At 61.6% G+C, this 24,155-nt stretch carries 20 protein-coding genes; 10 read left to right on the top strand and 10 right to left on the bottom strand.

The window, feature by feature from the left end; translation table 11 throughout:
* Positions 1 to 75: 75 nt before the first annotated feature.
* Positions 76 to 1,674: a malate synthase A gene (gene aceB, locus G471_RS0106510; protein ID WP_028994637.1), complete on the top strand. Its 1,599-nt coding sequence runs from the start codon at positions 76 to 78 to the stop codon at positions 1,672 to 1,674.
* A gap of 73 nt (positions 1,675 to 1,747) precedes the next feature.
* Here aceB and G471_RS0106505 read toward each other — a convergent pair whose 3' ends face one another.
* The gene (locus G471_RS0106505; protein ID WP_169720482.1) at positions 1,748 to 3,751 is read right to left on the bottom strand and encodes a TonB-dependent receptor plug domain-containing protein; all 2,004 of its coding nucleotides are present in this window, start codon (positions 3,749 to 3,751) and stop codon (positions 1,748 to 1,750) included.
* Positions 3,752 to 4,077: 326 nt separating this feature from the next.
* Here G471_RS0106505 and G471_RS0106500 point away from each other — a divergent pair, with 326 nt between their 5' ends.
* The 5 genes from G471_RS0106500 to G471_RS0106480 all read left to right on the top strand — a co-directional run bounded on the left by G471_RS0106500 (position 4,078) and on the right by G471_RS0106480 (position 10,114).
* Positions 4,078 to 5,940 (top strand): GGDEF domain-containing protein, encoded by a 1,863-nt coding sequence (locus G471_RS0106500; RefSeq protein ID WP_028994635.1) that lies wholly within the window; start codon positions 4,078 to 4,080, stop codon positions 5,938 to 5,940.
* Positions 5,941 to 6,034: 94 nt separating this feature from the next.
* On the top strand, positions 6,035 to 6,376 hold the full coding sequence (locus tag G471_RS0106495; RefSeq protein ID WP_028994634.1) for a CidA/LrgA family protein: 342 nt from the start codon (positions 6,035 to 6,037) through the stop codon (positions 6,374 to 6,376).
* Positions 6,373 to 7,095, top strand: a complete 723-nt coding sequence (locus G471_RS0106490; RefSeq protein ID WP_028994633.1) for an LrgB family protein — start codon at positions 6,373 to 6,375, stop codon at positions 7,093 to 7,095. The genes G471_RS0106495 and G471_RS0106490 overlap by 4 nt, the downstream gene beginning before the upstream one ends.
* Positions 7,096 to 7,107: 12 nt before the next feature.
* Positions 7,108 to 9,504 carry a PAS domain-containing sensor histidine kinase gene (locus G471_RS0106485; protein WP_028994632.1) on the top strand — a complete coding sequence of 799 codons (2,397 nt, stop codon included), beginning with the start codon at positions 7,108 to 7,110 and terminating at the stop codon, positions 9,502 to 9,504.
* Positions 9,494 to 10,114 (top strand): response regulator transcription factor, encoded by a 621-nt coding sequence (locus G471_RS0106480; protein WP_028994631.1) that lies wholly within the window; start codon positions 9,494 to 9,496, stop codon positions 10,112 to 10,114. Before G471_RS0106485 ends, G471_RS0106480 begins: the two co-directional genes overlap by 11 nt.
* Here G471_RS0106480 and G471_RS0106475 read toward each other — a convergent pair.
* Both G471_RS0106475 and G471_RS16880 read right to left on the bottom strand, forming a co-directional pair.
* Positions 10,101 to 10,433 (bottom strand): hypothetical protein, encoded by a 333-nt coding sequence (locus tag G471_RS0106475; RefSeq protein ID WP_028994630.1) that lies wholly within the window; start codon positions 10,431 to 10,433, stop codon positions 10,101 to 10,103. The genes G471_RS0106480 and G471_RS0106475 overlap by 14 nt on opposite strands.
* An 83-nt stretch (positions 10,434 to 10,516) precedes the next feature.
* Complete coding sequence (locus tag G471_RS16880; protein ID WP_157272456.1) at positions 10,517 to 11,530, bottom strand: ankyrin repeat domain-containing protein; 1,014 nt, start codon at positions 11,528 to 11,530, stop codon at positions 10,517 to 10,519.
* A 239-nt stretch (positions 11,531 to 11,769) separates the two neighbouring features.
* On the opposite strand from G471_RS16880, the gene G471_RS18655 reads away from it, so the two are divergent.
* Together G471_RS18655 and G471_RS16870 are read left to right on the top strand one after the other, a co-directional pair.
* Entirely contained in the window at positions 11,770 to 12,129 is a 360-nt protein-coding gene (locus tag G471_RS18655; RefSeq protein ID WP_157272455.1) for an energy transducer TonB, read from the top strand.
* A 142-nt stretch (positions 12,130 to 12,271) separates the two neighbouring features.
* Positions 12,272 to 13,909: a methyl-accepting chemotaxis protein gene (locus tag G471_RS16870; protein WP_245580513.1), complete on the top strand. Its 1,638-nt coding sequence runs from the start codon at positions 12,272 to 12,274 to the stop codon at positions 13,907 to 13,909.
* Here G471_RS16870 and G471_RS16865 read toward each other — a convergent pair.
* The 6 genes from G471_RS16865 to icd form a co-directional block, all read right to left on the bottom strand.
* On the bottom strand, positions 13,807 to 15,060 hold the full coding sequence (locus G471_RS16865; protein ID WP_051295312.1) for a CaiB/BaiF CoA transferase family protein: 1,254 nt from the start codon (positions 15,058 to 15,060) through the stop codon (positions 13,807 to 13,809). The genes G471_RS16870 and G471_RS16865 overlap by 103 nt on opposite strands.
* Positions 15,053 to 15,844, bottom strand: a complete 792-nt coding sequence (gene murI, locus G471_RS0106450) for a glutamate racemase (protein WP_028994629.1) — start codon at positions 15,842 to 15,844, stop codon at positions 15,053 to 15,055. The genes G471_RS16865 and murI overlap by 8 nt, the downstream gene beginning before the upstream one ends.
* Before the next feature lie 115 nt (positions 15,845 to 15,959).
* Entirely contained in the window at positions 15,960 to 16,268 is a 309-nt protein-coding gene (locus G471_RS0106445; RefSeq protein ID WP_028994628.1) for a ribbon-helix-helix domain-containing protein, read from the bottom strand.
* A gap of 52 nt (positions 16,269 to 16,320) precedes the next feature.
* Positions 16,321 to 16,902: a DJ-1/PfpI family protein gene (locus tag G471_RS0106440; RefSeq protein ID WP_028994627.1), complete on the bottom strand. Its 582-nt coding sequence runs from the start codon at positions 16,900 to 16,902 to the stop codon at positions 16,321 to 16,323.
* Positions 16,903 to 17,039: 137 nt separating this feature from the next.
* Positions 17,040 to 17,300, bottom strand: coding sequence for a hypothetical protein (locus G471_RS0106435; RefSeq protein ID WP_028994626.1), 261 nt, complete (start codon positions 17,298 to 17,300; stop codon positions 17,040 to 17,042).
* A gap of 26 nt (positions 17,301 to 17,326) precedes the next feature.
* Positions 17,327 to 18,568, bottom strand: a complete 1,242-nt coding sequence (gene icd, locus G471_RS0106430) for an NADP-dependent isocitrate dehydrogenase (RefSeq protein WP_028994625.1) — start codon at positions 18,566 to 18,568, stop codon at positions 17,327 to 17,329.
* Between the two features lie 221 nt (positions 18,569 to 18,789).
* Between icd and G471_RS0106425 the strand changes: the two genes are divergently transcribed.
* Positions 18,790 to 19,806 carry a DUF4034 domain-containing protein gene (locus G471_RS0106425; RefSeq protein WP_028994624.1) on the top strand — a complete coding sequence of 339 codons (1,017 nt, stop codon included), beginning with the start codon at positions 18,790 to 18,792 and terminating at the stop codon, positions 19,804 to 19,806.
* Between the two features lie 71 nt (positions 19,807 to 19,877).
* Here G471_RS0106425 and G471_RS0106420 read toward each other — a convergent pair whose 3' ends face one another.
* Positions 19,878 to 22,115: an NADP-dependent isocitrate dehydrogenase gene (locus G471_RS0106420; protein WP_028994623.1), complete on the bottom strand. Its 2,238-nt coding sequence runs from the start codon at positions 22,113 to 22,115 to the stop codon at positions 19,878 to 19,880.
* A 197-nt stretch (positions 22,116 to 22,312) separates the two neighbouring features.
* On the opposite strand from G471_RS0106420, the gene aceK reads away from it, so the two are divergent.
* Positions 22,313 to 24,094, top strand: coding sequence for a bifunctional isocitrate dehydrogenase kinase/phosphatase (gene aceK / locus G471_RS0106415; protein WP_028994622.1), 1,782 nt, complete (start codon positions 22,313 to 22,315; stop codon positions 24,092 to 24,094).
* Positions 24,095 to 24,155: the final 61 nt, after the last annotated feature.

Below are 24,155 nucleotides of genomic sequence, written 5' to 3'. Positions count from 1 at the left end.
TTTCAAGTCTTATAGAAGACTCATACAATGCATCGCATTGCCGCATTTCAATCACTCACTACCGGAGGTCCTCTCATGGCCATCAACCTGCCCGCTGGCGTGCAAATCAACGCCCCGATCAAGCCCGAATGGGAATCCATCCTGACCACCGAGGCACTCGAGTTCGTCGCCAAGCTGCACCGCGCCTTCGAGGCCCGTCGCCAGGAACTGCTGAAGGCCCGCCTCGAGCGCCAGGCTCGCATCGACGCCGGCGAAATGCCGGACTTCCTGCCGGAAACCGCCCACATCCGCAACGGCGACTGGAAGGTCGCCCCGGTGCCGGCCGCGCTGCAGTGCCGCCGCGTTGAAATCACCGGCCCGGTCGAAGCCAAGATGATCATCAACGCCTTCAACTCGGGCGCTGACTCCTACATGACCGACTTCGAGGATTCCAACAGCCCGAACTGGGAAAACCAGATCCAGGGCCAGGTGAACCTGTACAAGGCGATCCGCCGCGAACTGTCGTTCAAGAACGAGAACGGCAAGGAATACAAGCTCAACGACAAGATCGCCACCCTGCAGATCCGTCCGCGCGGCTGGCACCTCGACGAAAAGCACGTCCTCGTTGACGGCCAGCGCGTCTCCGGCGGCCTGTTCGACTTCGGCCTGGTCTTCTTCCACAACGCCAAGGAACAGATCGCCCGCGGCGCTGGCCCGTTCTACTACCTGCCGAAGATGGAAAGCCACCTCGAAGCCCGTCTGTGGAACGACGCCTTCGTCATGGCCCAGGACCACGTCGGCCTGCCGCAGGGCACGATCAAGGCCACCGTGCTGGTCGAAACCATCCTCGCCACCTTCGAGATGGAAGAAATCCTCTACGAACTGCGCAACCACTCCGCTGGTCTGAACGCCGGTCGCTGGGACTACATCTTCTCCTGCATCAAGAAGTTCAAGAAGAACCAGGACTTCTGCCTGGCCCAGCGTAGCGCCATCACCATGGAAGTGCCGTTCATGCGCGGCTACGCCCTGGCCCTCGTCCAGGCCTGCCACAAGCGTGGCGCCCCGGCGATGGGCGGCATGTCGGCCCTGATCCCGATCAAGAACGACCCGGTGGCCAACGAAAAGGCGCTGGCCGGCATCCGCCACGACAAGACCCGCGACGCCAACGACGGCTTCGACGGCGGCTGGGTGGCCCACCCGGGCCTGGTGCCCATCGCCATGGAAGAGTTCGTCAAGGTCCTCGGCGACCGTCCGAACCAGTTCGAGAAGCAGGTTGAAGGCAAGTTCGGTCCGGAACAGTGGCTGGACTTCCGCCCGACCACCCCGATCACCGAAGCCGGCCTCCGGAACAACATCAACGTCGGCATTCATTACCTCGGTTCCTGGCTGGCCGGCAACGGCTGCGTGCCCATCCACAACCTGATGGAAGACGCCGCCACCGCCGAAATCTCCCGCTCGCAAGTCTGGCAGTGGGTGGTTTCGCCGAAGGGCATCCTCGACGACGGCCGCAAGGTCACCGTGGAAATGGTCCGCCCGATGATCGCTGAGGAACTGGCCAAGGTGAAGGCCACCGTCACCGCTCAGGGCGAGGACACTGCCACCTACGACCAGGCCGCCGAAATCTTCGACCGCATGTCGCTGACCCCGGACTACCCGGAGTTCCTGACCCTGCCGCTGTACGAAGCGATGGCGTAACAGAGAGGGCGCAGCAGACGCCCCGATCCCGCAGAGGCCAAAGCGCCGGGTGCAAGCCCGGCGCTTTTTTTACTTACATTTCCAGGCGCAGCGTCAGCCAGTGCCTCGGCTCAAAAAGCCATGAGTAGGTGTGGGCCAGATGTCCGCCATCGACCGCTTGCCCGACATAGGCCACTTCTGCACGATTGCCGCCCAGGCGAAAGGCACGGGCAAGCCTGACGTCGGTGCGGACATAACTGGGCAAGGTGTTCTGGTTGCCGGGGTAATTGCGATTCCAGCGCATCCTGCCGACATGATTGCTGCTGACTGTCAGCTCCACGCCATAAGGTAGTTTCTGCATCAGCATCAGACTGCTTGACAGCCGCGGGGCAGAAACCCGGGTCTGATCGAGGATACGATCCTTGTCACTCGGAGAATAGCTGGTTTCCACATCCAGCAGATGCGAACGCAACTTGACCCATGACTGGTTCAGGATCACTCGCGTGCCCTCCAGCGGTTGCCAGCGCGCCTGATATTCGAGGCCGTTGATACGCAGGCTCTCTGCATTGGCCGCATAGTCAGCGCCTGTTCCACAAGTCCCGCTTAAGCTCGGCGCCACGATCACATATTCGCAAGTCGCCAAAGGCGCAAAATTCTTCCCCAATCTGGCGACGCGATTCGGGATCCGTTCGTCGAACAAGCGCACATCCAGGGAAGCACTCAAGCGCTTGAATTCACCGTAATAGCCCAATTCCAAACTGGTCAACTGCTCTGGATCGACCTCTCCGGAGGCCAGAAAGAGGCGGCGGGTCAATGTAACGTTACCATTCGTCCCGGAATAGGAAAGCAAGCCCTGGTGGTGATAGATGGAGGGTATGCGATAGGCGCGGGCAAGACCGAGGCGCAAGGTGTGCTCAGGGGTCAAATGGTAACTGGCACTGAACCTGGACGAAAAATCGCTACCGGTCAGACTGTCCCGATCCAGACTCCCACCAAGATTAACCAACCACTGCCGTGCCGGGCGCCACTCAAGGTGGGCAAAGAGCCGTTGTACCTCTCTCTTGGCGACGGCTTGAAAATAAAGCGGCGCTCGCGTCTCGTCGCTGCGTGTCCCCAGGCCCCAAACGAGGCGAGTACTGGCTATTGGGGAAAAAGCATGCTGGATTTCCAATTCGTCACGAGTTGCCTCGCCGCCCATTTCCTGATCGAGCAGCAAGTCCACCGTAACAGGCGAAGTCACTCTCACCGTACTGTTGACATGATCATCAAGCCTTTCGCGGGTGCGCGAGTAGCGCAATCTCAGTTCGGAGCGTTCCGATAGCTGACGACGCCAATTGAACTGCACATATTGCGTGGCATGTGTCGCCGTGCGAGGTGGGCTATCCCCCTGATCACTACGCCCCTGACTGATGTCTCCGCCAACATGCCCCAAGGAAAAATCCAGTTCATCGCTATGGCCGAGCGGAAGCGTGGCCCGCAAATTGAATAGCTGATTGCGGATATCGTTAGCCACATGACCCGGTTCACCGGAATTCAGTGGAACAAATCTCACCCCATCGTCCCCCTGCATCTGATAGGTCATCCGCACATCGGCATTCCCCAGTTTTCCGCCCCAGCGCAGTAGACGATCACGGATACCGTCGTTTCCCTGGGAGATGGAAATGGACGTTCCCCGGGCCAGCGAAGGGTCGAGAGTGACGATATTGATCACGCCCATGAAGGCGTTGGTCCCATAGGCAGCCACGTTGGTACCGCGCATGACCTCGATACGCTCGATATCCTCGAGAGCAACCGGCATCAGATCCCAATTCACCCCCCCCATGAACAGGGCGGAATAAAGTGAACGGCCATCGACGAGGACTTGCGCGCGTGAGGCGAAACTATCATCGGGAATGCCGTGATAACTGGTGCGTGCAGGTTCGTTCGTTCGTGGCGAAAACTGAAAGCCGGGCACCAGACGCAGCAGCTCCGCGACGCTGCGAGCACCGGAGGCGCGGATGATCTCCCGATCCAGAACAGTGACTGCTCCCGGTGCCTCGGAAATCGGTTGCGGCATGCGACTGACGGTGAATACCACCGGCAGCTGGCTGAAGAACATCTCTTCGTGCTCCTCCTGCGCCAGCACAGCCGTGGATAACAGTGTAGCGAAACAGCAAATTGACAGACGTCGACTCAAAGGCATGCTGGACAAGCCGAAATGGGGAACATGAACGGAATTATAGCGACGAAGGGCAAGGGCACCCTCTGGGCATCCTACTAGTAAATCATCGACTATGTCTGCCACGACATATCCCCCCCAAAAGATTGACCTCAATCAAAGGAGATCGCAATTGCAGCACAACGGCGCCTGTCAGGGCTTGGCCCGCAATGTCAGCTCGGACATAATCGGTGCCTTCCTGCCACCTTGTTGCCGAAAGCTCTCCCGTGAATCTCAACACCAAGGTCACCCTGTTCTTCATCGCCATCGCCGTGACGCTGATGGCAGTACTGGTTGCCATCAGTCTCTACGCCTTCCGCAGCTTTTCCATTGCTTCAGCCACCGAACACATCCGGACCGCCGGCGAGGTCGTACGCGTCCATCTGACCGAGTCGATGATCAACGGCGTCATCGATCGCCGCGAAAGTTTCCTCAAGCGCATGCTCGAAGTCCAGGGACTGCGTTCGGCACGGGTCGTCCGCTCGCCCGAGCTTGAACGCCAGTTCGGCCTGGGCCTGAACATGGAGAGTCGCCCGGATGCCATCGAACGCCAGGTGATGGCCGGCGGCCGCGCCACCTTCGAGATTTTCCAGGAAGAAGGCGAAACAATGTTCCGCGGCACCATTCCCTACATTGCCACTTCGCATGGCACGCCGAACTGCCTGCAATGCCACGAGGTCAACGAAGGAACGGTACTTGGCGCAGTGACCATGACCATGTCGATCGATGGCTTGCGCCACAAGGCGCTGTGGACAGTGGCCGGCATCACCGGCGCAGTGGCGCTGTTTGCCCTCCTGCTGGTACTGCTGCTGCGCCGCCTGTTGCGGCCGATTTCGGAAACCGCGACCGCCGTCGAGCATGCCGTCCAGCGCGCCCTTGATGGCGATTTCAAGGCCCATGTCGAACAGCAGACCAATGACGAGATCGGGCAGATCGCCAACGACATGAATCGCTTGCTGCGCTTCCTGGAAACCGGCCTGAACCGGATCGGAACGAGCGTCGCCAAGCTGACCGAACGCTCGGCGACTCCGGGTGAAAACCTGCTGACAGCAACCATCGACATGGTGGACGGGCTGTCCAAGGCCTCGCATTTCAAGCAGGCGATCGAGGAAGACGAAACCAAGTCGGAAATCTACCAGCGACTGTCGACCACGCTGCAACAGGAGTTCGGCCGCCAGGAATTCTCGTTGTACGAAATCACCAGCAACAAGAAGCAGATGAAGAGCATCATCGTCGACGGCGAAGCCGCCGACGGTTGCCGCTGGTGCGATCCCGAGATCCTGGTCCGCCCCGAGGCCTGCCGCGTCCGCCGCACCGGTCATATCGTCGACAGCATCGACAATCCCGGCATCTGCTATGCCTTCCAGCCGCCGGCCGACGCCGGCGACCGGCGCCACGTCTGCTTCCCGATCATCCAGTCGGGCTCGGTCGGCAGCATAGTCCAGATCATCTGCAAGCCCGAAGAGGAAAGCAAGCTGCACGAATGCGCCCCGCTGCTCCAGGTTTACCTGCGCGAAACCGCACCGGTGCTGGAAACCAAGCGCCTCATGGAAAGCCTGCGCGACTCGACCCTGCGCGACCCGATGACCGGGCTGAACAACCGCCGCTTCCTCGAGGAATACGTCGAAACCCTGGTCGCCGGCGTCCAGCGCAAACGCGGCCACGCAGCGGTGATGATGCTCGACCTCGACTATTTCAAGATGGTCAACGACACCCACGGCCACGATGCCGGCGACGCCGTGATCAAGGCCATGGCCAACGTGCTCAAGCAGGCCGTGCGCGCTTCCGACCTGGTCATCCGCTACGGCGGCGAGGAGTTTCTGATCATCCTGCTCGACAGCAGCGCGGAACAGGCAGTCTCCATCGCCGAAAAAATCCGCCTGGAGGTCGAGGCGCTGAAGATACAAATCGGCAGCATCGTCCTGAAGAAGACCATCTCCATCGGCATCGCCGACTTCCCCGGCGACAGTGCGACTTTCTGGCAGGCCGTGAAGTTTGCCGATATTGCCCTGTACCAGGCGAAGGAAACCGGCCGTAACCGGGTCATCCGCTTCACCCCCGAAATGTGGTCCAGCGACGAAGACTATTGATTACCAAAAGTAAAATATCATTCGCCTTTTTCGGGCATTAACAAAAGAAAAAGACAGAAATACACTGGGCGGCACGTCCCTGCTGGAGCCTGCCATGCTCGCCGCCCTTTCTCTCTTGCTCGTCTGCCAGTTATGCGGCGAAGTCCTCGTCCGCTGGCTGGCGCTACCAGTTCCCGGCCCGGTTGCCGGCATGTTGCTGTTGTTTCTGTTGCTGGCGCTGCGCCGCGGCCCTGACGAAGAACTGCGCTCGACCAGCCAGAACCTGCTCAAGCACCTGTCACTGCTGTTCGTGCCGGCCGGCACCGGCATCCTCCTGCATCTCGGCCGGGTCGGCGAGCAGTGGCTGGCGCTGCTGCTGTCGCTGCTGGTCAGCACCGTCCTGACCCTGCTGGTCACCGCCTGGGTGATGCGCCTATGCACGCGGAGCAAGCCATGACCCAGCCCATTGGAGAACTCTGGGTCTACCTGTCGGCCTCGCCGCTGCTCGGGCTGACCGTCACCCTGCTCGCCTACCAGCTTGCCCACGGTCTATACCTGCGCAGCGGCCAACATCCGCTGGCCAATCCGGTATTGATCGCCGTCGCCATCCTGGCCAGCCTGTTGTGGCTGACCGGCACCAGTTACGAAACCTATTTCGCCGGCGCCCAATTCGTGCACTTCCTGCTCGGTCCGGCCACCGTTGCCCTGGCCGTGCCGCTGTACACGCAGTTCCGCCGGGTGCGCAGCATGCTGCTGCCGATTTCGGCCGGGCTGCTGGCCGGCAGCGCCACGGCCATCGTTTCCGCCGTGCTGATCGCCCGCCTGTTCGATGCCGACCTGGCAACCCAGGCTTCGCTCGCACCCAAGTCGGTGACCACCCCGATTGCCATGGGCATTGCCGAGAAGATCGGCGGCCTGCCGTCGCTGACCGCCGTCCTGGTGATCTTCACCGGCGTGCTTGGCGCCATCGTCGCCGGCAAGGTGTTCGCCATCGCCCGCATCAGCGATCCGGCAATTCGCGGCTTCTCGCTGGGCGTCGCCTCGCACGGCATCGGTACCGCCCGCGCCTTCCAGGTCGACGAGCAAACCGGCGCCTTCGCAGCGCTGGCCATGGGGCTGAACGGACTGCTGACGGCTCTGCTGCTGCCGGTCATCGCCGGCTGGCTTTTTCAGTAAGGGTAAGTACCAATGGCCGAACCGTCATCCGGGGCCAAGAATGCCGTCATGTTCCCCAAGCCGCCAGCCCCATCGCCGCACCAGACCTGGTTATGGAACGCCCCTTACCTGGCGGTGGGCATCTTCGCCCTGGCCATGCTGATCATCACCGGCCTGTTGCAATGGCGCGAGCACGACACCGCCCGTTCGGCGCTCGAAGCCGACATGCACTGGGCCGAGCGGACGCTGGAAAACCGCCTGTTCAACCACCTCGAATTCCTGCGCGAACTGGGGCGTGAACAGGAATTCATGCAGCTCAATTACGAATCCTTCCAGGTCAAGGCCAGCCGCTACGTCCGGGAGAATCCGGAAATCCTGGCCGTCGCCTGGGTCGACACCGACGGCTACGTCGAATGGGTGGCACCCAACGAATCGACGGCGACCTTCGTCGGCGAACGCCTCAACGGTATCCGCCTGACTGCACTGCAGGAGGCGCTGCGCATTCGCCGGGAAGTGGTTTCGCCCGACTACCCGGATATCGACCGCCGCCCGCTGCACGACCTGATCCTGCCGGTGCAGCGTGGCAGCGCCGACCTGGGTGCCTTCATCGCCCTGCAGTCGCTGGAAACCCTGCTCCGTGCCTCGATGCCCACCGCCTTCACCACGCGCTACAGCCTGAGCGTCATCGATGCCGAAGAGCGCGAGGTGTTCAGCAATACCTCGGTCAAACCGAGCGACCGCCAGATATCGGGCCGTATCAATCTGAACCTGCCGAACAATCGGCTGGGACTGGAAATTGTCGCCTACCGGGCCGGCGGCGTCTGGCTGACGCTGCTGCCCACCCTGCTGATCGTCCTGCTGACCGCGATCACTTCGGTGACCATGCTGCAACTACGCCGCCATGCCAAACGTCGGGCCGAAACCGAAGAGCAGTTGCGCGCCGCCTATGCCTTCCGCCAGGCCATGTCGCAATCGCTGATCACCGGCCTGCGGGCGATCGACCTGGAAGGCCGGATCACCTTCGTCAATGCCGCCTTCTGCCGGATGACCGGCTTCGACGAGAGCGAACTGGTCGGCATCAAGCCGCCCTACCCCTATTGGCCGCCCGAGGAATTCGCTGCCCTGCAGGACACCATCGACTCAGCCCTGGGCGGCCGGGCACCGGCCGGCGGCTACGAGATGCGGATCATGCGCAAGAGCGGCGAACGTTTCTATGTCCGCCTCTATTTCTCGCCGCTGATCGATACCCAGGGCAGGCAGATCGGCTGGATGGCGTCGATGAACGACATCACCGAACCGCGCCGTGCCCGCCTCGAACTCGAACGGGCGCACGAGCGTTTCGAAACGGTAATCGACGGACTCGACTCGGCGGTACATGTCGCCGATCTCGGTAGCGGCGAAATCCTTTTTGCCAACCGTTCCTTCCAGCACATCTTCGGTTTTGACGCGGTCGGCCGCAACAGCTACCAGCTCACCGAAGCCTGCCGCCCCGAGGCCGATGAACTGGCGCGCGCACCGCAGACGCTGACCCCGGACGACCTGCCCTGCGAGTTGTTTGACGGGGAAATCCGCCATCGCCTGTCCGGCCACTGGTACCACCTGCACGAACGCGCCATCCGCTGGGTGGACGGACGTATCGTCAAGGTCCAGATTGCTGCCGACATCACCGACCGCAAGCGCATCGACGAGGTCAACCTGCAGCAGCAGAAGCGACTCGACCAGACCTCACGACTGATCACCATGGGTGAAATGGCTTCGTCGCTGGCGCACGAACTGAACCAGCCGCTGTCGGCGATCGCCAATTACTGCGCCGGCTGCGTCAAGCGCATGCAGGCCGGCAATTACCAGATCGACGATCTGCTGGCGGCGATGCAGAAGGCGTCCGACCAGGCCGAACGCGCCGGCAAGATCATCCGCCGCATGCGCGACATGGTGAAGAAGGGCGAGCCGCATCGCCAGCCGGTGGCCCTCTCCGAACTGATCGATGACACCCGGGCCTTTGCCGACATCGAGGCCCAGCGCAGCAGCACGCTGTTGCTGGTCGACATCCCGGACACCCTGCCCCGGGTGGTGGTCGACCGCATCATGATCGAACAGGTGCTGCTCAACCTGATCAAGAACGGCATCGAGGCGATGAGCAGCCTGCCGCCCGAAGACCGGCAGTTGCAGATCCGGGCGCGCAGCCGCGATGCACGCACGGTCGAGGTCATCGTCGCCGACCGCGGGCACGGCCTGAGCGAAGCGGACATCGAAAAGATCTTCACCCCTTTCTACACGACCAAGCCGGACGGGATGGGAATCGGTCTGCCGATCTGCCGTTCCATCATAGAATTCCATCAGGGGCGCCTGTGGGTGGAGCGTCGCCACGAGGGCGGCATGGCCTTCCATTTCACCGTTCCCCAGGAAGACAAGGACGAACATGATGCGTGACGCCGAACAAGTGATCTACGTCGTCGATGACGACGAAGCCATGCGCGACTCGATGAACTGGCTGCTCGAAGGCGAAGGCTATGCCGTCGCCTGCTTCGAATCCGGTGAGCACTTCCTGGCCGCCTACCGCGACGACATGCGCGGCTGCCTGGTGCTCGACGTGCGCATGCCGGAAATGAGCGGACTCGAACTGCACGAACACCTGGCTGATCGCGGCTCGGCACTACCGGTGATCTTCGTCACCGGTCACGGCGACGTGCCGATGGCGGTCGCCGCCCTGCAACGCGGCGCCTGCGACTTCATCGAGAAGCCCTTCCACAACGAGGATCTGCTCGCCCGCATCCGGCGGGCGCTAACCCTGGAATGCGAAAATGCGACGCGGCGCAAACGCAGCGACGCCATCGCCCAGCGCCTGGAAACCCTCACCCAGCGCGAACGCGAAGTCATGGACCTGGTCGTGGCCGGCAAGCTGAACAAGCAGATCGCCGACAGCCTGGAGATCAGCATGAAGACCGTCGAGGCGCACCGCGCCCGGGTCATGGACAAGATGGGCGCCCGCACCCTGGCCGAACTGGTGCGCGCGGTGATGGAAACGACTAAAGCGGAATGATGTCGTCGCCGCCGTCTCCCAGCCGGCTGTCGAAGCCCGTGCGCTGACGGATTTCCTTGCGCCGCAGGAGTTTTTCCTGAACCTTGGGTGGCAGGTCGGTAAACAGGATCAGGCGCTTGGCGATCAGCAGCTCGATCGTGTCCTCGATGACCCGAACGAAATCGCGGTCGAGTTCGCTCAGTTCGTTGCTGCGCCAGCGCTCGTGGATGAATTGCAGCACTTCCGGATGATCGGCCGGCAAGGCCTCCGCCGCACCGGCCACCGGTGTCGGGTGCATTTCGCTGATTTTTCCCTGCGCGTCCCTTGCCACATACAACATGCTGTCACTCCAGAATCGATGATTTTCGGCGAGTCTGCATCAGCTGGGCGCAGTTGGCAATCCGACCGCCGGGCAAAGCGCGCTCAGTAATTGCGCAGCGGCGCCTTGGGCGGCATTTTCGGCGTACCGAAATAAGTCGCTGGCGGTGCCTTGAACTGTTTCTCCTGCGGCGTGTCGGCAACATTCTTCCGGATCACGCGCACCGATTGCTCTTCCGGCGCGTTGCGGTTTGCCGTGACTTCCAGCGTCGCCGCCCGTTGTGGTCCGGGCCGATCGAAGCGCTCGCGCACCAGGCGAACCCGCTCGGCAGCAATGCGCCGGTCGATGGCCTCGGTAGACATGTTGCGTTCGGCCAATGTCTTGCGCATGTCCAGCAATGCCGCCAGTTCCTTGCTCATGGTCAACGAGCCCTGCGGCGTGCCCCAGCTCTCACGCGGTTTGCTGACGGCAATATTGAATTCCTCGGGGCTGGCGATCATCCGTGCGAGGCCGAGATTATTGTTGCGCATCGCCCATTCCAGGGCGCCATCCCCCCAGTCGTTGCTGACATCGCGACGGGCGCCCTTCTCGATCAACTTGCGCACCAGCGGCTGATGCCCTTCGTACACTGCCATCATCAAGACACTGGAGCCGTTGGTCGTGCGCGCTTCGATGTCGGCGCCCTGCTCCAGCAGGTAATCGGCCATCGACTCGTGCCCGCCAGAAACCGCGTAATGCAGGGGAGACCAGTGTTTGTCCGGCGCATTGATGCGCGCACCGCGCTCGATCAACCACTGTGCCGCCACCTTCTGCCCCCGCCAGGCGGCCAGCGCCAGCGCTGACTCGCCGTTGGCGTTACGCAGATTGATGTCGGCACCACGGGAAATGAACAGGCGCATCAATTCGATATTGCCTTCCCAGGCACCGATCATCAGGCCGGAACCGATCCGGCTGCCCATGAAGTCCGGGGGCAGGCCGGCATCCAGCCAGGCCTCTGCTGTTTTGATATGGCCCAACTCCATCTGGTTGGCAAAAGTCACCGGATCAGGCAATTTGACCTCGCCGCCCGGCCACCACTGGGCGTGAACGGGGCAAACCAGCGCCATCCCGATTATCATTGCCGCAACGATTTTCCTGTGCATCTTGCTCATCGAAGATCCTGCCTCAATCAGACAGCCCGCATTCTCTCATGTCACGAACGCTTCGCCCGCTCCTTGGTGCCCTAGTTGCATCCCTGCTACTGCACCTGCTGCCGTTCGTCGATTTCTTGGCGGCCACGCCAGTCGCCACGCCACCGGCAGCACCACCCTTGCAAGCCCGCCTCGCGCCCTTGCCTCTCCTACCGGCGACACCGGAATTGCTGCTCCCCGAACCGGAACCCACCCCGGCTACGCCGGCCAGAAGCGAACCGCCCCCGAGAGAATCCTCGCGGACTGCCCAAAAAACCTGGACTCAGGTCATTCGTGAGCAATTTTCGGCTCAGCAGCGCGAAGGCTTGTTCTACCCCGAAGAAGCCATTCGGCGCGGCCTGCAAGGCGAGGCCCTGGTTCTTCTGATGCTCGATGAAAACGGTCAGGTCGTCGCCGCCCGGATCGAGGAAAGCAGCGGCCACCCGCTGCTCGACGAGGCTGCGTTACGCGCAGTCCGGCGCTTGCGATCGCTACCGGGCGATGCCCCGACGGAATCTTTATTGCCGGTACACTTTCGCATTAAATAACAAATATAATATTCATTAGAATTTAGTGAAATACCCACTTTCAGGTATTTCTGGAGAAATTAGCCAGTGATACCCTGAGACGAATAAATCAAGGGAGTGTCAAAAAATGAGCGCATTAGCCAACCTTCGGGTAGCCACACGCATGCAACTCCTCGTCGGTCTGACTCTGGTCGGACTGATCGTTCTCTGTCTGGTTTCGTTGTTCCAACTCAAGGACAGCATGCTTGAGGACCGCAAGCAGAAAACCCGGGATATCGTCGAGGTCGCAGTCGGTATCGTCAAACACCATCACCAGCTGGCCACCAGCGGCAAGATTTCCGAAGAAGACGCCAAAAATGCAGCGCGCGACAGCCTGCGTGACCTACGCTACGGAGAAGACGACTACTACTTCGGCTTCGATACCAATGGGCTGTATGTTCTGCACGGCGGCAACCCAAAGATGGAGGGCCAGCAGAAACTGGACATGCAGGACACGCATGGCAAATACATCGTCCGCGAGCTGATCGCTGCAGCCAAGGCCGGCGGCGGTTTCGTCGATTATTGGTTCCCGCGGGCCGGACAGCAGAACCCCGAACCGAAACTCGGCTACACGACGTTGTTCACTCCGTGGAACTGGGTGGTCGGCACCGGCATCTACATCGACGATGTGGACAAGGAATTTCGCAAGGTGGCCTGGCTGCTCGGCGGCATTTCCACGGCACTGCTCGCCACCCTGGTGCTGTTCGGTTACCTGGTCAGCCGCAGCATCCTGAATCAGCTCGGCGGTGAGCCCAAGGCCGCCAGCGAGATCATGGAACGCATCGCCAACGGTGACCTGACTGCCAGCATCGATCAGGCACCGCCGGGTAGCATGCTGAACACGCTCGGCGGCATGACCCTGGCCCTGCGCAAGATGGTCAGCGAAATCAACAGCGACGCCAACCGTCTGGTCGACAATGCCGAACATATCGCCACCGCCTCCGAGGAAGTAGCCCGCGCGGCCGAGCAGCAATCGGATGCGACGTCGGCGATGGCCGCAGCTATCGAGGAACTGACCGTCAGCTCCAACCACATTTCCGACAGCGCCCGCGACACCTCGCAGGACTCGGTCGCCGCCGTCGAACTCTCGGGCCAGGGCTCGGCCCGCGTCGATCAAGCCTCACAGGCGATCCAGCAGATTTCGGAAACGGTGTCCGACGCCTCCACCCGGATCCATGCCCTCGAAGAAAGAGCCAAGCAGATTTCCAGCATCGCCAACGTGATCAAGGACATCGCCGGCCAGACCAACCTGCTGGCGCTCAATGCCGCGATTGAAGCGGCGCGCGCCGGCGAGCAGGGACGCGGCTTCGCCGTGGTTGCCGACGAGGTACGCAAGCTGGCCGAAAGGACCTCGCTGGCGACCACCGAAATCGAACAGATGATCGTCGGCATCCAGGGCGACACAGTCGGCGCCGTCGAAGCCATGAATGCAGCCCTGCCGGAAGTCCAGCAGGGCGTCGCCCTGGCTTCGTCAGCGTCTGACTCGCTGCGCGCCATCGAGGACGGCGCCCGGCGTACGCTCGAACGCATCGGTGAAGTGGCCGACGCAACCAAGGAACAGAGCACCGCCAGCACCTCGATTGCCCAGCGGGTCGAGCAGATTGCCAACATGGTCGAGGAAACCACCCAGACCATACGCGGCACCGCCAGCACCGCGCATCAACTGCAGGAAATCGCGGTCAATCTCAAGCAGTTGATCAGCCGCTTCAAGGTCTGGACCGCACCGTCGGCGCGCATCCTGGCGATGTGCGCCGCGTCGTAGCCCAGCCCGGCGAGTACCGCATCGGTGTGCTCGCCGAGCGTCGGCCCGATCCATTCGGTACCGCCCGGCGTATCCGACAGGGCGGGAACGATGCCCGGCATGCGGAAGGGCTTGCCATCGGGCAAGGTCGCCGTCTGGAACATCTGCCGGGCGATGAATTGCGGGTCGGCAAACATGTCGACCGCCGAATAGACACGTGAAGCGGGCACGCCGGCCTGTTCGAGCAAGGCCAGCACCTCGGCTTCATCATGGCCGGCACACCAGGCATCGATCAGCGCGTAGATTTCGTCGCGCCGGGCATCGCGACCAGCGTTGTCGGCCAGCTCGGGATCGTCGGCCAGATCGTGACGACCGATGGCCTGCATGAAACGGCGGAAGATCGCGTCGCCATTGGCGCCGATGGTGACATGCTTGCCGTCGCGCGTCGTGTGCGTGTTCGACGGTGTGATCCCGGGCATGATGTTGCCGGTCCGTTCGCGCACGAAACCGAACACATCGTATTCCGGCACCAGCGACTCCATCATCGCGAAAACCGCCTCGTACAGCGCCACATCGACGACCTGGCCGGCACCGCCATTGACTTCCCGGTGACGCAGCGCCATCAAGGCACCGATCGCCCCCCACAGGGCGGCAATCGAATCGCCGATGGAAATTCCAGTGCGCACCGGCGGCCGGTCAGGAAAACCGGTGATGTAGCGCAAACCGCCCATCGATTCGCCAACCGCGCCGAAACCCGGCTGATCCTTGTACGGCCCGGTCTGACCAAAGCCGGACAGGCGGACCATGACCAGGCCGGGATTATCGGCCTTGAGCTGTTCCCAGCCCAGGCCGAGCTTTTCCAGTACGCCAGGGCGGAAATTCTCGACCAGGATGTCGGCTCCGGCAATCAGCCGGCGGACGAACTCGCGCCCGTCCGGATGCTTGAGATTGGCCGTCACCGATTTCTTGTTGCGCGCCTGGACGTACCACCACAAGGAAGTACCTTCGTACAGCTTGCGCCATTTGCGCAGCGGATCACCGCCGTCAGGCGCTTCGACCTTGATCACCTCGGCGCCGAACTCGGCCATGATCCGTGTGCAGAACGGCCCGGCAATCAGGGTACCGAGTTCAACCACCTTGAGTCCGGCCAGCGGCTTCTGGTGTTCAGGCATGTTCCGGCTCCCAGTGCGTGACCGACAGATGCTCGCCCCACAAACGGTCGACCGTGGCGTGCACACTGGTCGGCGAACCGCTGGTAGTCACCGTCAATTGCCCCTGACCGCCGCCCTGCAAGCCACCAGCCAGCAGCAGGCGTTCGAGTTGGCGGGCGACCGCTTCACCAGTATCGAGTAGTTGCGTGCCCGCCGGCAGACGTTGGCGGATGGCTTCGGCGACCCAGGGATAATGCGTGCAGCCGAGCACCACCACATCCACCGAAGCCGCAGCCAGCGGCGCGACAAAGCTGTCGAGCAAGGCCGTCACACCGGCCCCTTCCGGGCCCTCGGCTTCGATGGCCTCGGCCAGCCCCGGGCAGGGCTGGGCGATCACCCGGGCACCGGCGGCATGCGTCCCGACCAGACGCTGGAAACGTTCGCTGGCCAGCGTCCGCGTGGTCGCCAGGACACCGATGCACTTGTTGCCGCTGAGCGCCACCGCCGGTTTGACCCCCGGTTCGAGCGCCACGACCGGCCCCGTGACTGCCGCGCGGATCGCTTCCGCGGCAGCGGCCGTGGCCGTATTGCAGGCAACCACCAGGGCTTTGGCACCCCGGCGACGCAAGGCTTCGGCAATCCTTACCCCGCGTTCGCGCAGGAAGGCCTCGGGTCGGTCTCCGTAAGGCAGGAAGCGGGTATCGGCAAAGTAGAAAAAATCCTCGTGCGGCAGACGGCTACGCAAGGCGCGCAGCACGGTCAAACCACCGAGACCGGAATCAAAGACGGCGATGGGCTGGGTCAAGGGAAATCCGTATGAGCGCGCTGGGCCGCAGCGAACAAAACGAAGCCGGGATATGGCCACCAAGTGTTGCCCGGCATTATGCCATTTCTTGCGCGCAAGCCTGCCTTGCGCCTGCTCAAGCCGCCCGGGTGACCACGGCAAGCACGGGCCGCTCGCCGACGCCTTTTTTCAGCGTCAGGTAGCGCAGACAGGAGACCCGGAGAAAAGAGGCAAAGTTGTCGATCTCACCGCGGTATTCAAGCAACTCGTCGTACAGCTTGGCGATCAGCTGGTTGGTCGTGAAGCCATCGCTGGCAGCCAGTTCTGCAAGAATTTCCCAGAACAGATTTTCCAGACGGATCTTGGTGACGCAACCGTGAATGCGCAAGGAGCGCGAACGCGACTCATAGAGGATGGGATCGGCCTTGACATAAAGTTCGCACATGCAACGCTCCCCGCAGCGATGGGCGGCCATACCCGGCCGCCCTGTTCGGACATCAGGCTTCGATACGCGTTCCCAGCACTTTGAGGAACTTGGCCAGCCAGTCGGGATGCGCCGGCCAGGCGGGCGCCGTGACCAGGTTACCGTCGACATGGGCCTGATCGACCGGAATTTCGGCATAGCGGCCGCCACCGGCGGTAACCTCCGGCGCGCAAGCCGGATAGGCGCTGCACGAGCGCCCCTGCAGCACACCGGCAGCACTGAGCAACTGAGCGCCATGACAGATCGCGGCGATCGGTTTGTTGGCGCCGGCAAAATGCTGAACAGCGGCGATTACCTTGGGGTTGAGACGCAGGTATTCCGGCGCGCGACCACCGGGGATGACCAAGGCGTCGTAACTGGCGACATCAAGTTCATCGAAACTGGCATTGAGCGTGAAATTGTGGCCGGGTTTCTCGGAATAGGTCTGATCGCCCTCGAAGTCGTGAATCGCCGTGCGCACCTGCTCGCCGGCCTTCTTGCCCGGACAGGCAGCATGCACGACATGTCCGACCATCAGTAGCACCTGAAAAGGCACCATGGTCTCGTAGTCTTCGGTGTAGTCGCCGGTCAGCATCAGGATTTTCTTGATAGCCATGTTTGTCTCCGTTGTATGTATAGGAGCAGGCATCTTGAACCGACAGACGGCTCTCGGGGTAGCAATCCAATGCTACGTCCGACTACGCACGGAGCACTCTGCGAACGCCCCCTTGCGGAGGCAGATTCAAGCGGTGATCAGCGCTCGGCTTCGCATTTCTTTATGAACGAATTCTTCGCCGCACCGGCCAGCGGCTTGCCATTCTTGTCGATGGCACGCGCCTCACACGCCGCGCCCTTGTTCTCGCGTTCGCACTTCTTGATCGATGCAGTCTTGGCTGCACCGGCCAGCGGCTTGCCGTCCTTGCTCACGGCCTGCGCTTCGCAATCCACCGGCGCGGCAACCGCCAGCGTGCTGGCAAAAAGACAGGACAAACCCAGGGTGATGATCTTGTTCATGGCTATTCCTCGAAAGATTATTGAATTTACATCCGGGCGATCATCGCGTCGCCGAACTCGGAGCACGACAGTTCGTCGGCCCCATCCATCAGGCGGGCGAAATCGTAGGTGACTTTCTTGTCGCCGATGGCGGCTTCCATGGCCTTGATGACCAGGTCTGCGGCTTCCTTCCAGCCGAGGTGACGCAACATCATCTCGGCCGACAGGATCAGCGAGCCCGGATTGACCTTGTCGAGGCCGGCATACTTGGGCGCCGTGCCGTGGGTCGCCTCGAAACAGGCGTACTTGTCCGAGATGTTGGCACCCGGCGCAATGCCGATGCCGCCAACCTGGGCGGCCAGCGCGTCGGAGATGTAATCGCCGTTGAGGTTGGTGGTGGCGATCACGTCGTACTCGGCCGGACGCAGCAGGATCTGCTGCAGGAAAGCGTCGGCGATCGAGTCTTTGATCACGATCTCGCGGCCGGTATTCGGGTTCGTCACCTTGCACCACGGACCGCCGTCGATCGGCTCGGCCCCGAATTCCTCCTGCGCCAGCTTGTAGGCGACATCGCGGAACAGGCCTTCGGTGAATTTCATGATGTTGCCCTTGTGCACGATGGTCACCGACTTGCGGTCGTTGGCAATCGCGTACTGGATGGCCGCGCGCACCAGGCGCTGGGTGCCATCGACCGACACCGGCTTGATGCCGATGCCCGAGCTTTCCGGAAAACGGATCTTGCGGACGCCCATTTCCTTGATCAGGAAATCGATCACCTTCTTCACACCCTCGGAGCCGGCGGCCCATTCGACACCAGCGTAGATGTCCTCGGTGTTCTCACGGAAAATGACCATGTTGGTCAGTTCCGGATGCTTCAACGGGCTGGGCACGCCCTTGAAGTAGCGGACCGGCCGCACGCACTGGTAGAGGTCGAGCTCCTGGCGCAGCGCCACGTTCAGCGAACGGATGCCGCCGCCGACCGGGGTCGTCATCGGCCCCTTGATCGACACCGAGTATTCCTTCAGCGCATCGAAGGTTTCCTTGGGCAGCCATTCGTCCGGCCCGTACAGCCGCGTCGATTTCTCGCCGGCGTACACCTCCATCCAGTGGATTTTCTTCTTGCCGCCGTAGGCCTTGTCGACTGCTGCATCGATGACCTTGATCATCACCGGCGTAATGTCGATGCCGATACCGTCACCTTCGATGAACGGGATGATCGGATTGTCCGGCGTCGCTTGCCCGGGAACGATTTTCGCACCGCCTTGCGGAATCTGGATGTGAGATCTCATGGCTACTCCTCTGTCTTGTATTCTGGCAACCGGTGCATACCCCGGACGGTCCGGCCTCGGTGTCTCCCACGAGTCGGTCGGTGAATTATGGAACAAATCCACTGCGGGAAGAAACTCCGGCTAGGCTTTTTGCCGTACGCCGCTGCATCCCTCTCCAGCCGGCCCCGAAAAAATGAAAACGGTATAACATCCGTCGTATTAACGATCGCCCCAAGCCTCCCATGATGCCAGCCCCGCTATCGCTCCCTCAAAGCTTCCGCACCCTGGCCGCCCTGATCTGCCTGAGCCTTGTTCTCGGCGGCTGTGGCTACTCCGACGAAATGCACCAGCGGCAAACCTTGCGGAAACTGCTCTGGCATGGGAAATTCGTCGAACTTGACCAAGCCATCGACCAGGCCTACCGCGAGCGGCAAAAAGGCAAGTTGAGCAGCAACCGCTTGCGTGGTCGCTTCTGGGAACTGCAACAAACCGACGGCAACTTTGCCGCCCGCTTCGATGCCTGGGTGGCAAACCGGGAATCGGCACACGCCTATCTCGCCCGTGGCTGGTACCGCCTGGAACAGGCAAGCAAAATCCGCGGCGACGGCCCTTTCAGGAGTATCCCGGCCCAGCGCGTGACAGCAATGCGCGACCTGGCACTGCGCGGCACCGAAGACATGGCGCAAGCGCTACGCAAGGATCCTTTATGCGCCATGTGCGTCAGCGGCCAGATTTACGCCAACCTCCTGCTCGGCCAGACCGACCCGACGCTGCTCGATACGGCGATCAGCCTCGACCCGAAGCTATATCAGCCGTTCGTGCTGCATCTGGTTCCCCTGTCTCCGCAATGGGGCGGATCGGATGACGCGATGACAGACTTCATCGACGAGATGGAACGGCGGGGCATCGACCGGAGCATCCTCGACCGCTTGCAGGCACAGCGACTGTTCCAGCTCGGCCTGATTCAGCAGTACGACACGCGGGACTTTGCCGGCGCAAGGGAAAAATACGAACAAGCGATCGCCCATTTCCCCGACTCCGACGCGCTGAAGAACCTGGCCGAGCTTTATTCAGCCCAGGGCAATCATGCCAAGGCTGCCAGCCTGCTGGAAAGGAACCTGTCGGAAAACGACGAATGGGATCTCTACAGCATCGAAGCGCTGGCCCAGGCTTACTTCGCCGATGGCCGGGAGAGCGATGGAAACAGGATGCTGCGCCGGCGCGCCGAACTCTACAGCCGCTACCGCAACGGCGAATAATGCCCGGCTGAGCAAACGCCCAGAAAAAAGCCCCGCCTAGGCGGGGCTTTTCAGTTCGGGCTGCGAGTCGATCAGGCGCGCATGCTCTTCAGTGCGGCATTCAGCGTCGGGCTCGGGCGCATGATGGCCTTGCACTTTTCCGAATCAGCCTTGTAGTAACCGCCGATATCGGCCGGCTTGCCCTGGACCATCTTCAGTTCGGCAACGATCTGTGCCTCGTTGTCGGTCAGGGTCTTGGCCAGCTTGGCGAAGTGGGCTGCCAGTTCCTTGTCCTCGGTCTGAGCAGCCAGTTCCTGCGCCCAGTACATGGCCAGGTAGAACTGCGAACCACGGTTGTCGAGCTCGCCGGTCTTCGGCGACGGCGACTTGTTGTTGTCCAGCAGCTTGCCGGTGGCGGCGTCGAGCGTCTTGGCCAGCAGTTTGGCGCGGGCGTTGTTTTCCTTGATGCCCAGTTCCTCCAGCGATACCGCCAGGGCCAGGAACTCGCCCAGCGAATCCCAGCGCAGGTGGTTTTCCTGCGTCAGTTGCTGAACGTGCTTCGGGGCGGAGCCGCCTGCACCGGTTTCGTACATGCCGCCGCCGTTCATCAGCGGGACGATGGACAGCATCTTGGCCGAGGTACCCAGTTCCATGATCGGGAACAGGTCGGTCAGGTAGTCGCGCAGGATGTTGCCGGTGACCGAGATAGTATCGAGGCCGCGGGCGACGCGCTCGAGCGTGAAGCGCATGGCACGGACCTGGCTCATGATCTTGATCTCGAGGCCGGTGGTGTCATGATCCTTGAGGTAGGTCTCGACCTTCTTGATCAGTTCGGCTTCGTGCGGACGATACGGGTCCAGCCAGAACACGGCCGGCATGCCGGAGTTGCGGGCACGGGTGACGGCGAGCTTGACCCAGTCGCGGATCGGCGCATCCTTGACCTGGCACATGCGCCAGATGTCGCCCTGTTCGACGTTCTGCGACAGCAGGACTTCGCCGGTGGCGTTATCGACGATGTTGGCGATGCCGTCTTCGGCGATTTCGAAGGTCTTGTCGTGCGAGCCGTATTCCTCGGCCTGCTGGGCCATCAGGCCGACGTTCGGGACCGTACCCATGGTGCGCGGATCGAAATTGCCGTGCCACTTCATGAAGTTGATCATTTCCTGGTAGATGCGGGCGAAGGTCGATTCCGGCATCACGCACTTGCTGTCGTACTGCTTGCCGTCGGCGCCCCACATCTTGCCGCCCTGACGCATCATTGCCGGCATCGAGGCGTCGACGATGATGTCGTTCGGGGAATGGAAGTTGGTGATGCCCTTGGCCGAATCGACCATCGCCAGTTCCGGGCGGTGTTCGTGGCAGGCATGCAGGTCGCGGATGATCTCGTCGTGCTTCGATTCCGGCAGGGTCTTGATCTTCTCGTACAGATCGACCATGCCGTTATTGACGTTGATGCCCAGTTCCTCGAAGGTCTTGGCGTGCTTGGCGAAAGCGTCCTTGTAGTAGATCTTGACGCAGTGGCCGAAGACGATCGGGTGCGAGACCTTCATCATCGTTGCCTTGACGTGCAGCGAGAACAGGATGCCGGCCTTGCGGCAGTCTTCCAGCTCCTGCTCGTAGAAGTCGCACAGCGCCTTCTTGCTCATGAACATCGAATCGATGATCTCGCCGGCCAGCAGGGAAACCTTGGGCTTGAGCACGGTCACCTTGCCGCCCTTGGCGATCAGCTCCATGCGCACTTCGCGCGGCTTGTCCAGGGTCATCGACTTTTCGCCGTGGTAGAAGTCACCGCCGTGCATGTGCGAGACGTGGGTCTGCGACCATTGTTTCCACTCGCCCATCGAATGCGGATGCTTCTTGGCGTAGTTCTTGACGGCCATCGGCGCGCGACGGTCGGAGTTGCCTTCGCGCAGCACCGGATTGACGGCCGAACCGAGGCACTTGCCGAAGCGGGCCTTGAGCGCCTTGGCTTCTTCGGTGTCGGCGGTTTCCGGGTAATCGGGGATGGCGTAGCCCTTTTCCTGCAATTCCTTGATGCAGGCCTTGAGCTGAGCCACCGAAGCCGAAATGTTCGGCAGCTTGATGATGTTGGTCTCGGGTTCCAGGCACTTCTTGCCGAGTTCGGCCAGGGTGTTGGGCAGACGCTGTTCTTCGCTGAGGAATTCGGAGAATTCGGCGATCACGCGGGCGGAAACCGAGATGTCGGCCTTCTCGATCTCGATACCGGCCGGCCCGGTGAAGGTGCGGATGATCGGCAAAAAGGCACAAGTCGCCAGCAGCGGCGCCTCGTCGGTGAGCGTGTAGATGATCTTGGACTTGCCTGCGGACATGCTAACCCCTTGGTGGATGGTTTTGATATGTAAGTCGACAATACGCCGACACCCTTGCGCGGTGCTTACAAAGCCTGAGGAGTATCCGCAACGGCGCCGTTCAGGTCAACCGATGAAACGCGGTTTCATAGTGCGGAGCACCCCGAAAGACCCGGGGTGCGATGCTAGAATCCCCGCCAGCAGCGGGAGACAGAATAATGAAGATTTCGGTCGGACTGTACGGCACGAACGCCCACCACATCGCACTGGCGCTGATCCAGGGCTTCAATCGCCATTACACGCTGTTCCGCCAGACCTGCCGCGAGGCCAAGACCCGCTTCGAAAAGGGCGACTGGCAAGGCGTACACCGGGCAGTCAAGGAGCGCATCCGCTTCTACGACGACCGGGTGGACGAATGCGTCGAACGCCTGCGCACCGAGTTCGACGCCGAGCACCTCGACGACGCCACCTGGCAACAGGTCAAGCTGCTCTACATCGGCCTGCTGCTCAACCACAAGCAGCCGGAACTGGCCGAGACCTTCTTCAATTCGGTGACCACCAAGATCCTGCACCGGACCTATTTCCACAACGACTTTTTGTTCGTCCGCCCGAGCATCTCGACCGAGAACCTGGAGGCTGACGAAGCGCCGACCTACCGCAGCTATTACGCCGAAGCCGACGGCCTGCGCGGCGCCATCCGCCAGATCGTCGGCGACTTCCACTGGCAACGCCCGTTCGCCGACCTGGAGCGCGACGTCAATTACGTCTACCACGCCATCCGCCGTTCCCTGAAACACATGCCCGGGCGCGAGGTCAATTTCCAGATCCAGGTACTCGGTTCGGCCTTCTACCGCAACAAGGCGGCTTACATCATCGGCAAGGCGATCAACGGTGCCGTCGAGTACCCCTTCGCCATTCCCGTCCTGCACGACAACGACGGCAAGCTCTACCTCGACACCATCCTGCTCGACGGCTGGCGCATCGGCCTGCTGTTCTCGCTGTCGCGCGCTTATTTCATGGTGGACATGGAAGTCCCGTCTGGCTACGTCCAGTTCCTGCGCGCCATCATGCCGAACAAGCCGCGCTCCGAGATCTACATCATGCTCGGCCTGGGCAAGCAGGGGAAGACGATGTTCTTCCGCGACTTCATTTATCACCTGCACCATTCGCAGGACAAATTCGTCATGGCCCCCGGCATCCGCGGCCTGGTCATGCTGGTGTTCACGCTGCCTTCCTACCCCTACGTGTTCAAGATCATCAAGGACGTGTTCGGCAGCTCCAAGGAAATGGACCGGGCCACGGTCAAGAAGAAATTCATGATGGTCAAGCAGGTCGACCGCGTCGGGCGCATGGCCGACACGCTCGAGTTCTCGAACGTGCTCTTCCCGCTGGCCCGCTTCAACGACGAAATCCTCGACGAACTCGAACGCCTCGCCCCCAGTTGCTACGAGATCGACGGCGAACAACTGATCATCAAGCACCTGTACATCGAGCGCCGGATGGAGCCCTTGAACATCCATCTCGACCGCATGGACAAGGCCAACGACCTCGACGGCCTGGAGCACGCGATCAAGGAGTACGGCAGCGCCATCCGCGAACTGGCGCAGGCCAACATCTTCCCCGGCGACATGCTGTGGAAGAACTTCGGCGTCACCCGCTACGGCCGCGTCGTCTTCTACGATTACGACGAAATCGAGTACATGACCGACATCAACTTCCGCAAGATTCCGCCGGCCCCGGATTTCGAGACGGAAATGTCCGGCGAAGTCTGGTACCCGGTGGCGCGCAACGACGTTTTCCCCGAGGAGTTCGCCACCTTCCTGCTCGGCTCGCCGCAGGTGCGCAAGCTGTTCATGAAGCACCACAAGGATTTACTCACGCCGACCTTCTGGCAGAAAGCCCAGGAAAACATTCGCGCCGGCCACGTGGAAGACTTCTTCCCCTATCCGGAAGAACTGCGTTTCGTGAACTGTCGGCCTTCCGTCACCACCGACAACTGACTCCCCATCACTGTTAAGCAATCGCTGATGTCACGATTCAAGAATCCTGACTATTTCAGGA

The organism is Azonexus hydrophilus DSM 23864, from assembly GCF_000429605.1.
GTDB lineage: Bacteria > Pseudomonadota > Gammaproteobacteria > Burkholderiales > Rhodocyclaceae > Azonexus > Azonexus hydrophilus.
Note: the sequence above shows the minus strand (reverse complement) of the source record. Positions and strands in the feature narration are given on the sequence as shown.

Coding starts and splice junctions, on each gene's coding strand:
- aceB (WP_028994637.1), top strand. CDS start 76: ATGGCCATCAACCTGCCCGCTGGCGTGCAAATCAACGCCCCGATCAAG.
- G471_RS0106505 (WP_169720482.1), bottom strand. CDS start 3,751: ATGTTCTTCAGCCAGCTGCCGGTGGTATTCACCGTCAGTCGCATGCCG.
- G471_RS0106495 (WP_028994634.1), top strand. CDS start 6,035: ATGCTCGCCGCCCTTTCTCTCTTGCTCGTCTGCCAGTTATGCGGCGAA.
- G471_RS0106490 (WP_028994633.1), top strand. CDS start 6,373: ATGACCCAGCCCATTGGAGAACTCTGGGTCTACCTGTCGGCCTCGCCG.
- G471_RS0106485 (WP_028994632.1), top strand. CDS start 7,108: ATGGCCGAACCGTCATCCGGGGCCAAGAATGCCGTCATGTTCCCCAAG.
- G471_RS0106480 (WP_028994631.1), top strand. CDS start 9,494: ATGATGCGTGACGCCGAACAAGTGATCTACGTCGTCGATGACGACGAA.
- G471_RS0106475 (WP_028994630.1), bottom strand. CDS start 10,433: ATGTTGTATGTGGCAAGGGACGCGCAGGGAAAAATCAGCGAAATGCAC.
- G471_RS16880 (WP_157272456.1), bottom strand. CDS start 11,530: ATGATAATCGGGATGGCGCTGGTTTGCCCCGTTCACGCCCAGTGGTGG.
- G471_RS16870 (WP_245580513.1), top strand. CDS start 12,272: ATGCAACTCCTCGTCGGTCTGACTCTGGTCGGACTGATCGTTCTCTGT.
- G471_RS16865 (WP_051295312.1), bottom strand. CDS start 15,060: ATGCCTGAACACCAGAAGCCGCTGGCCGGACTCAAGGTGGTTGAACTC.
- G471_RS0106445 (WP_028994628.1), bottom strand. CDS start 16,268: ATGTGCGAACTTTATGTCAAGGCCGATCCCATCCTCTATGAGTCGCGT.
- G471_RS0106440 (WP_028994627.1), bottom strand. CDS start 16,902: ATGGCTATCAAGAAAATCCTGATGCTGACCGGCGACTACACCGAAGAC.
- G471_RS0106435 (WP_028994626.1), bottom strand. CDS start 17,300: ATGAACAAGATCATCACCCTGGGTTTGTCCTGTCTTTTTGCCAGCACG.
- icd (WP_028994625.1), bottom strand. CDS start 18,568: ATGAGATCTCACATCCAGATTCCGCAAGGCGGTGCGAAAATCGTTCCC.
- G471_RS0106425 (WP_028994624.1), top strand. CDS start 18,790: ATGATGCCAGCCCCGCTATCGCTCCCTCAAAGCTTCCGCACCCTGGCC.
- G471_RS0106420 (WP_028994623.1), bottom strand. CDS start 22,115: ATGTCCGCAGGCAAGTCCAAGATCATCTACACGCTCACCGACGAGGCG.
- aceK (WP_028994622.1), top strand. CDS start 22,313: ATGAAGATTTCGGTCGGACTGTACGGCACGAACGCCCACCACATCGCA.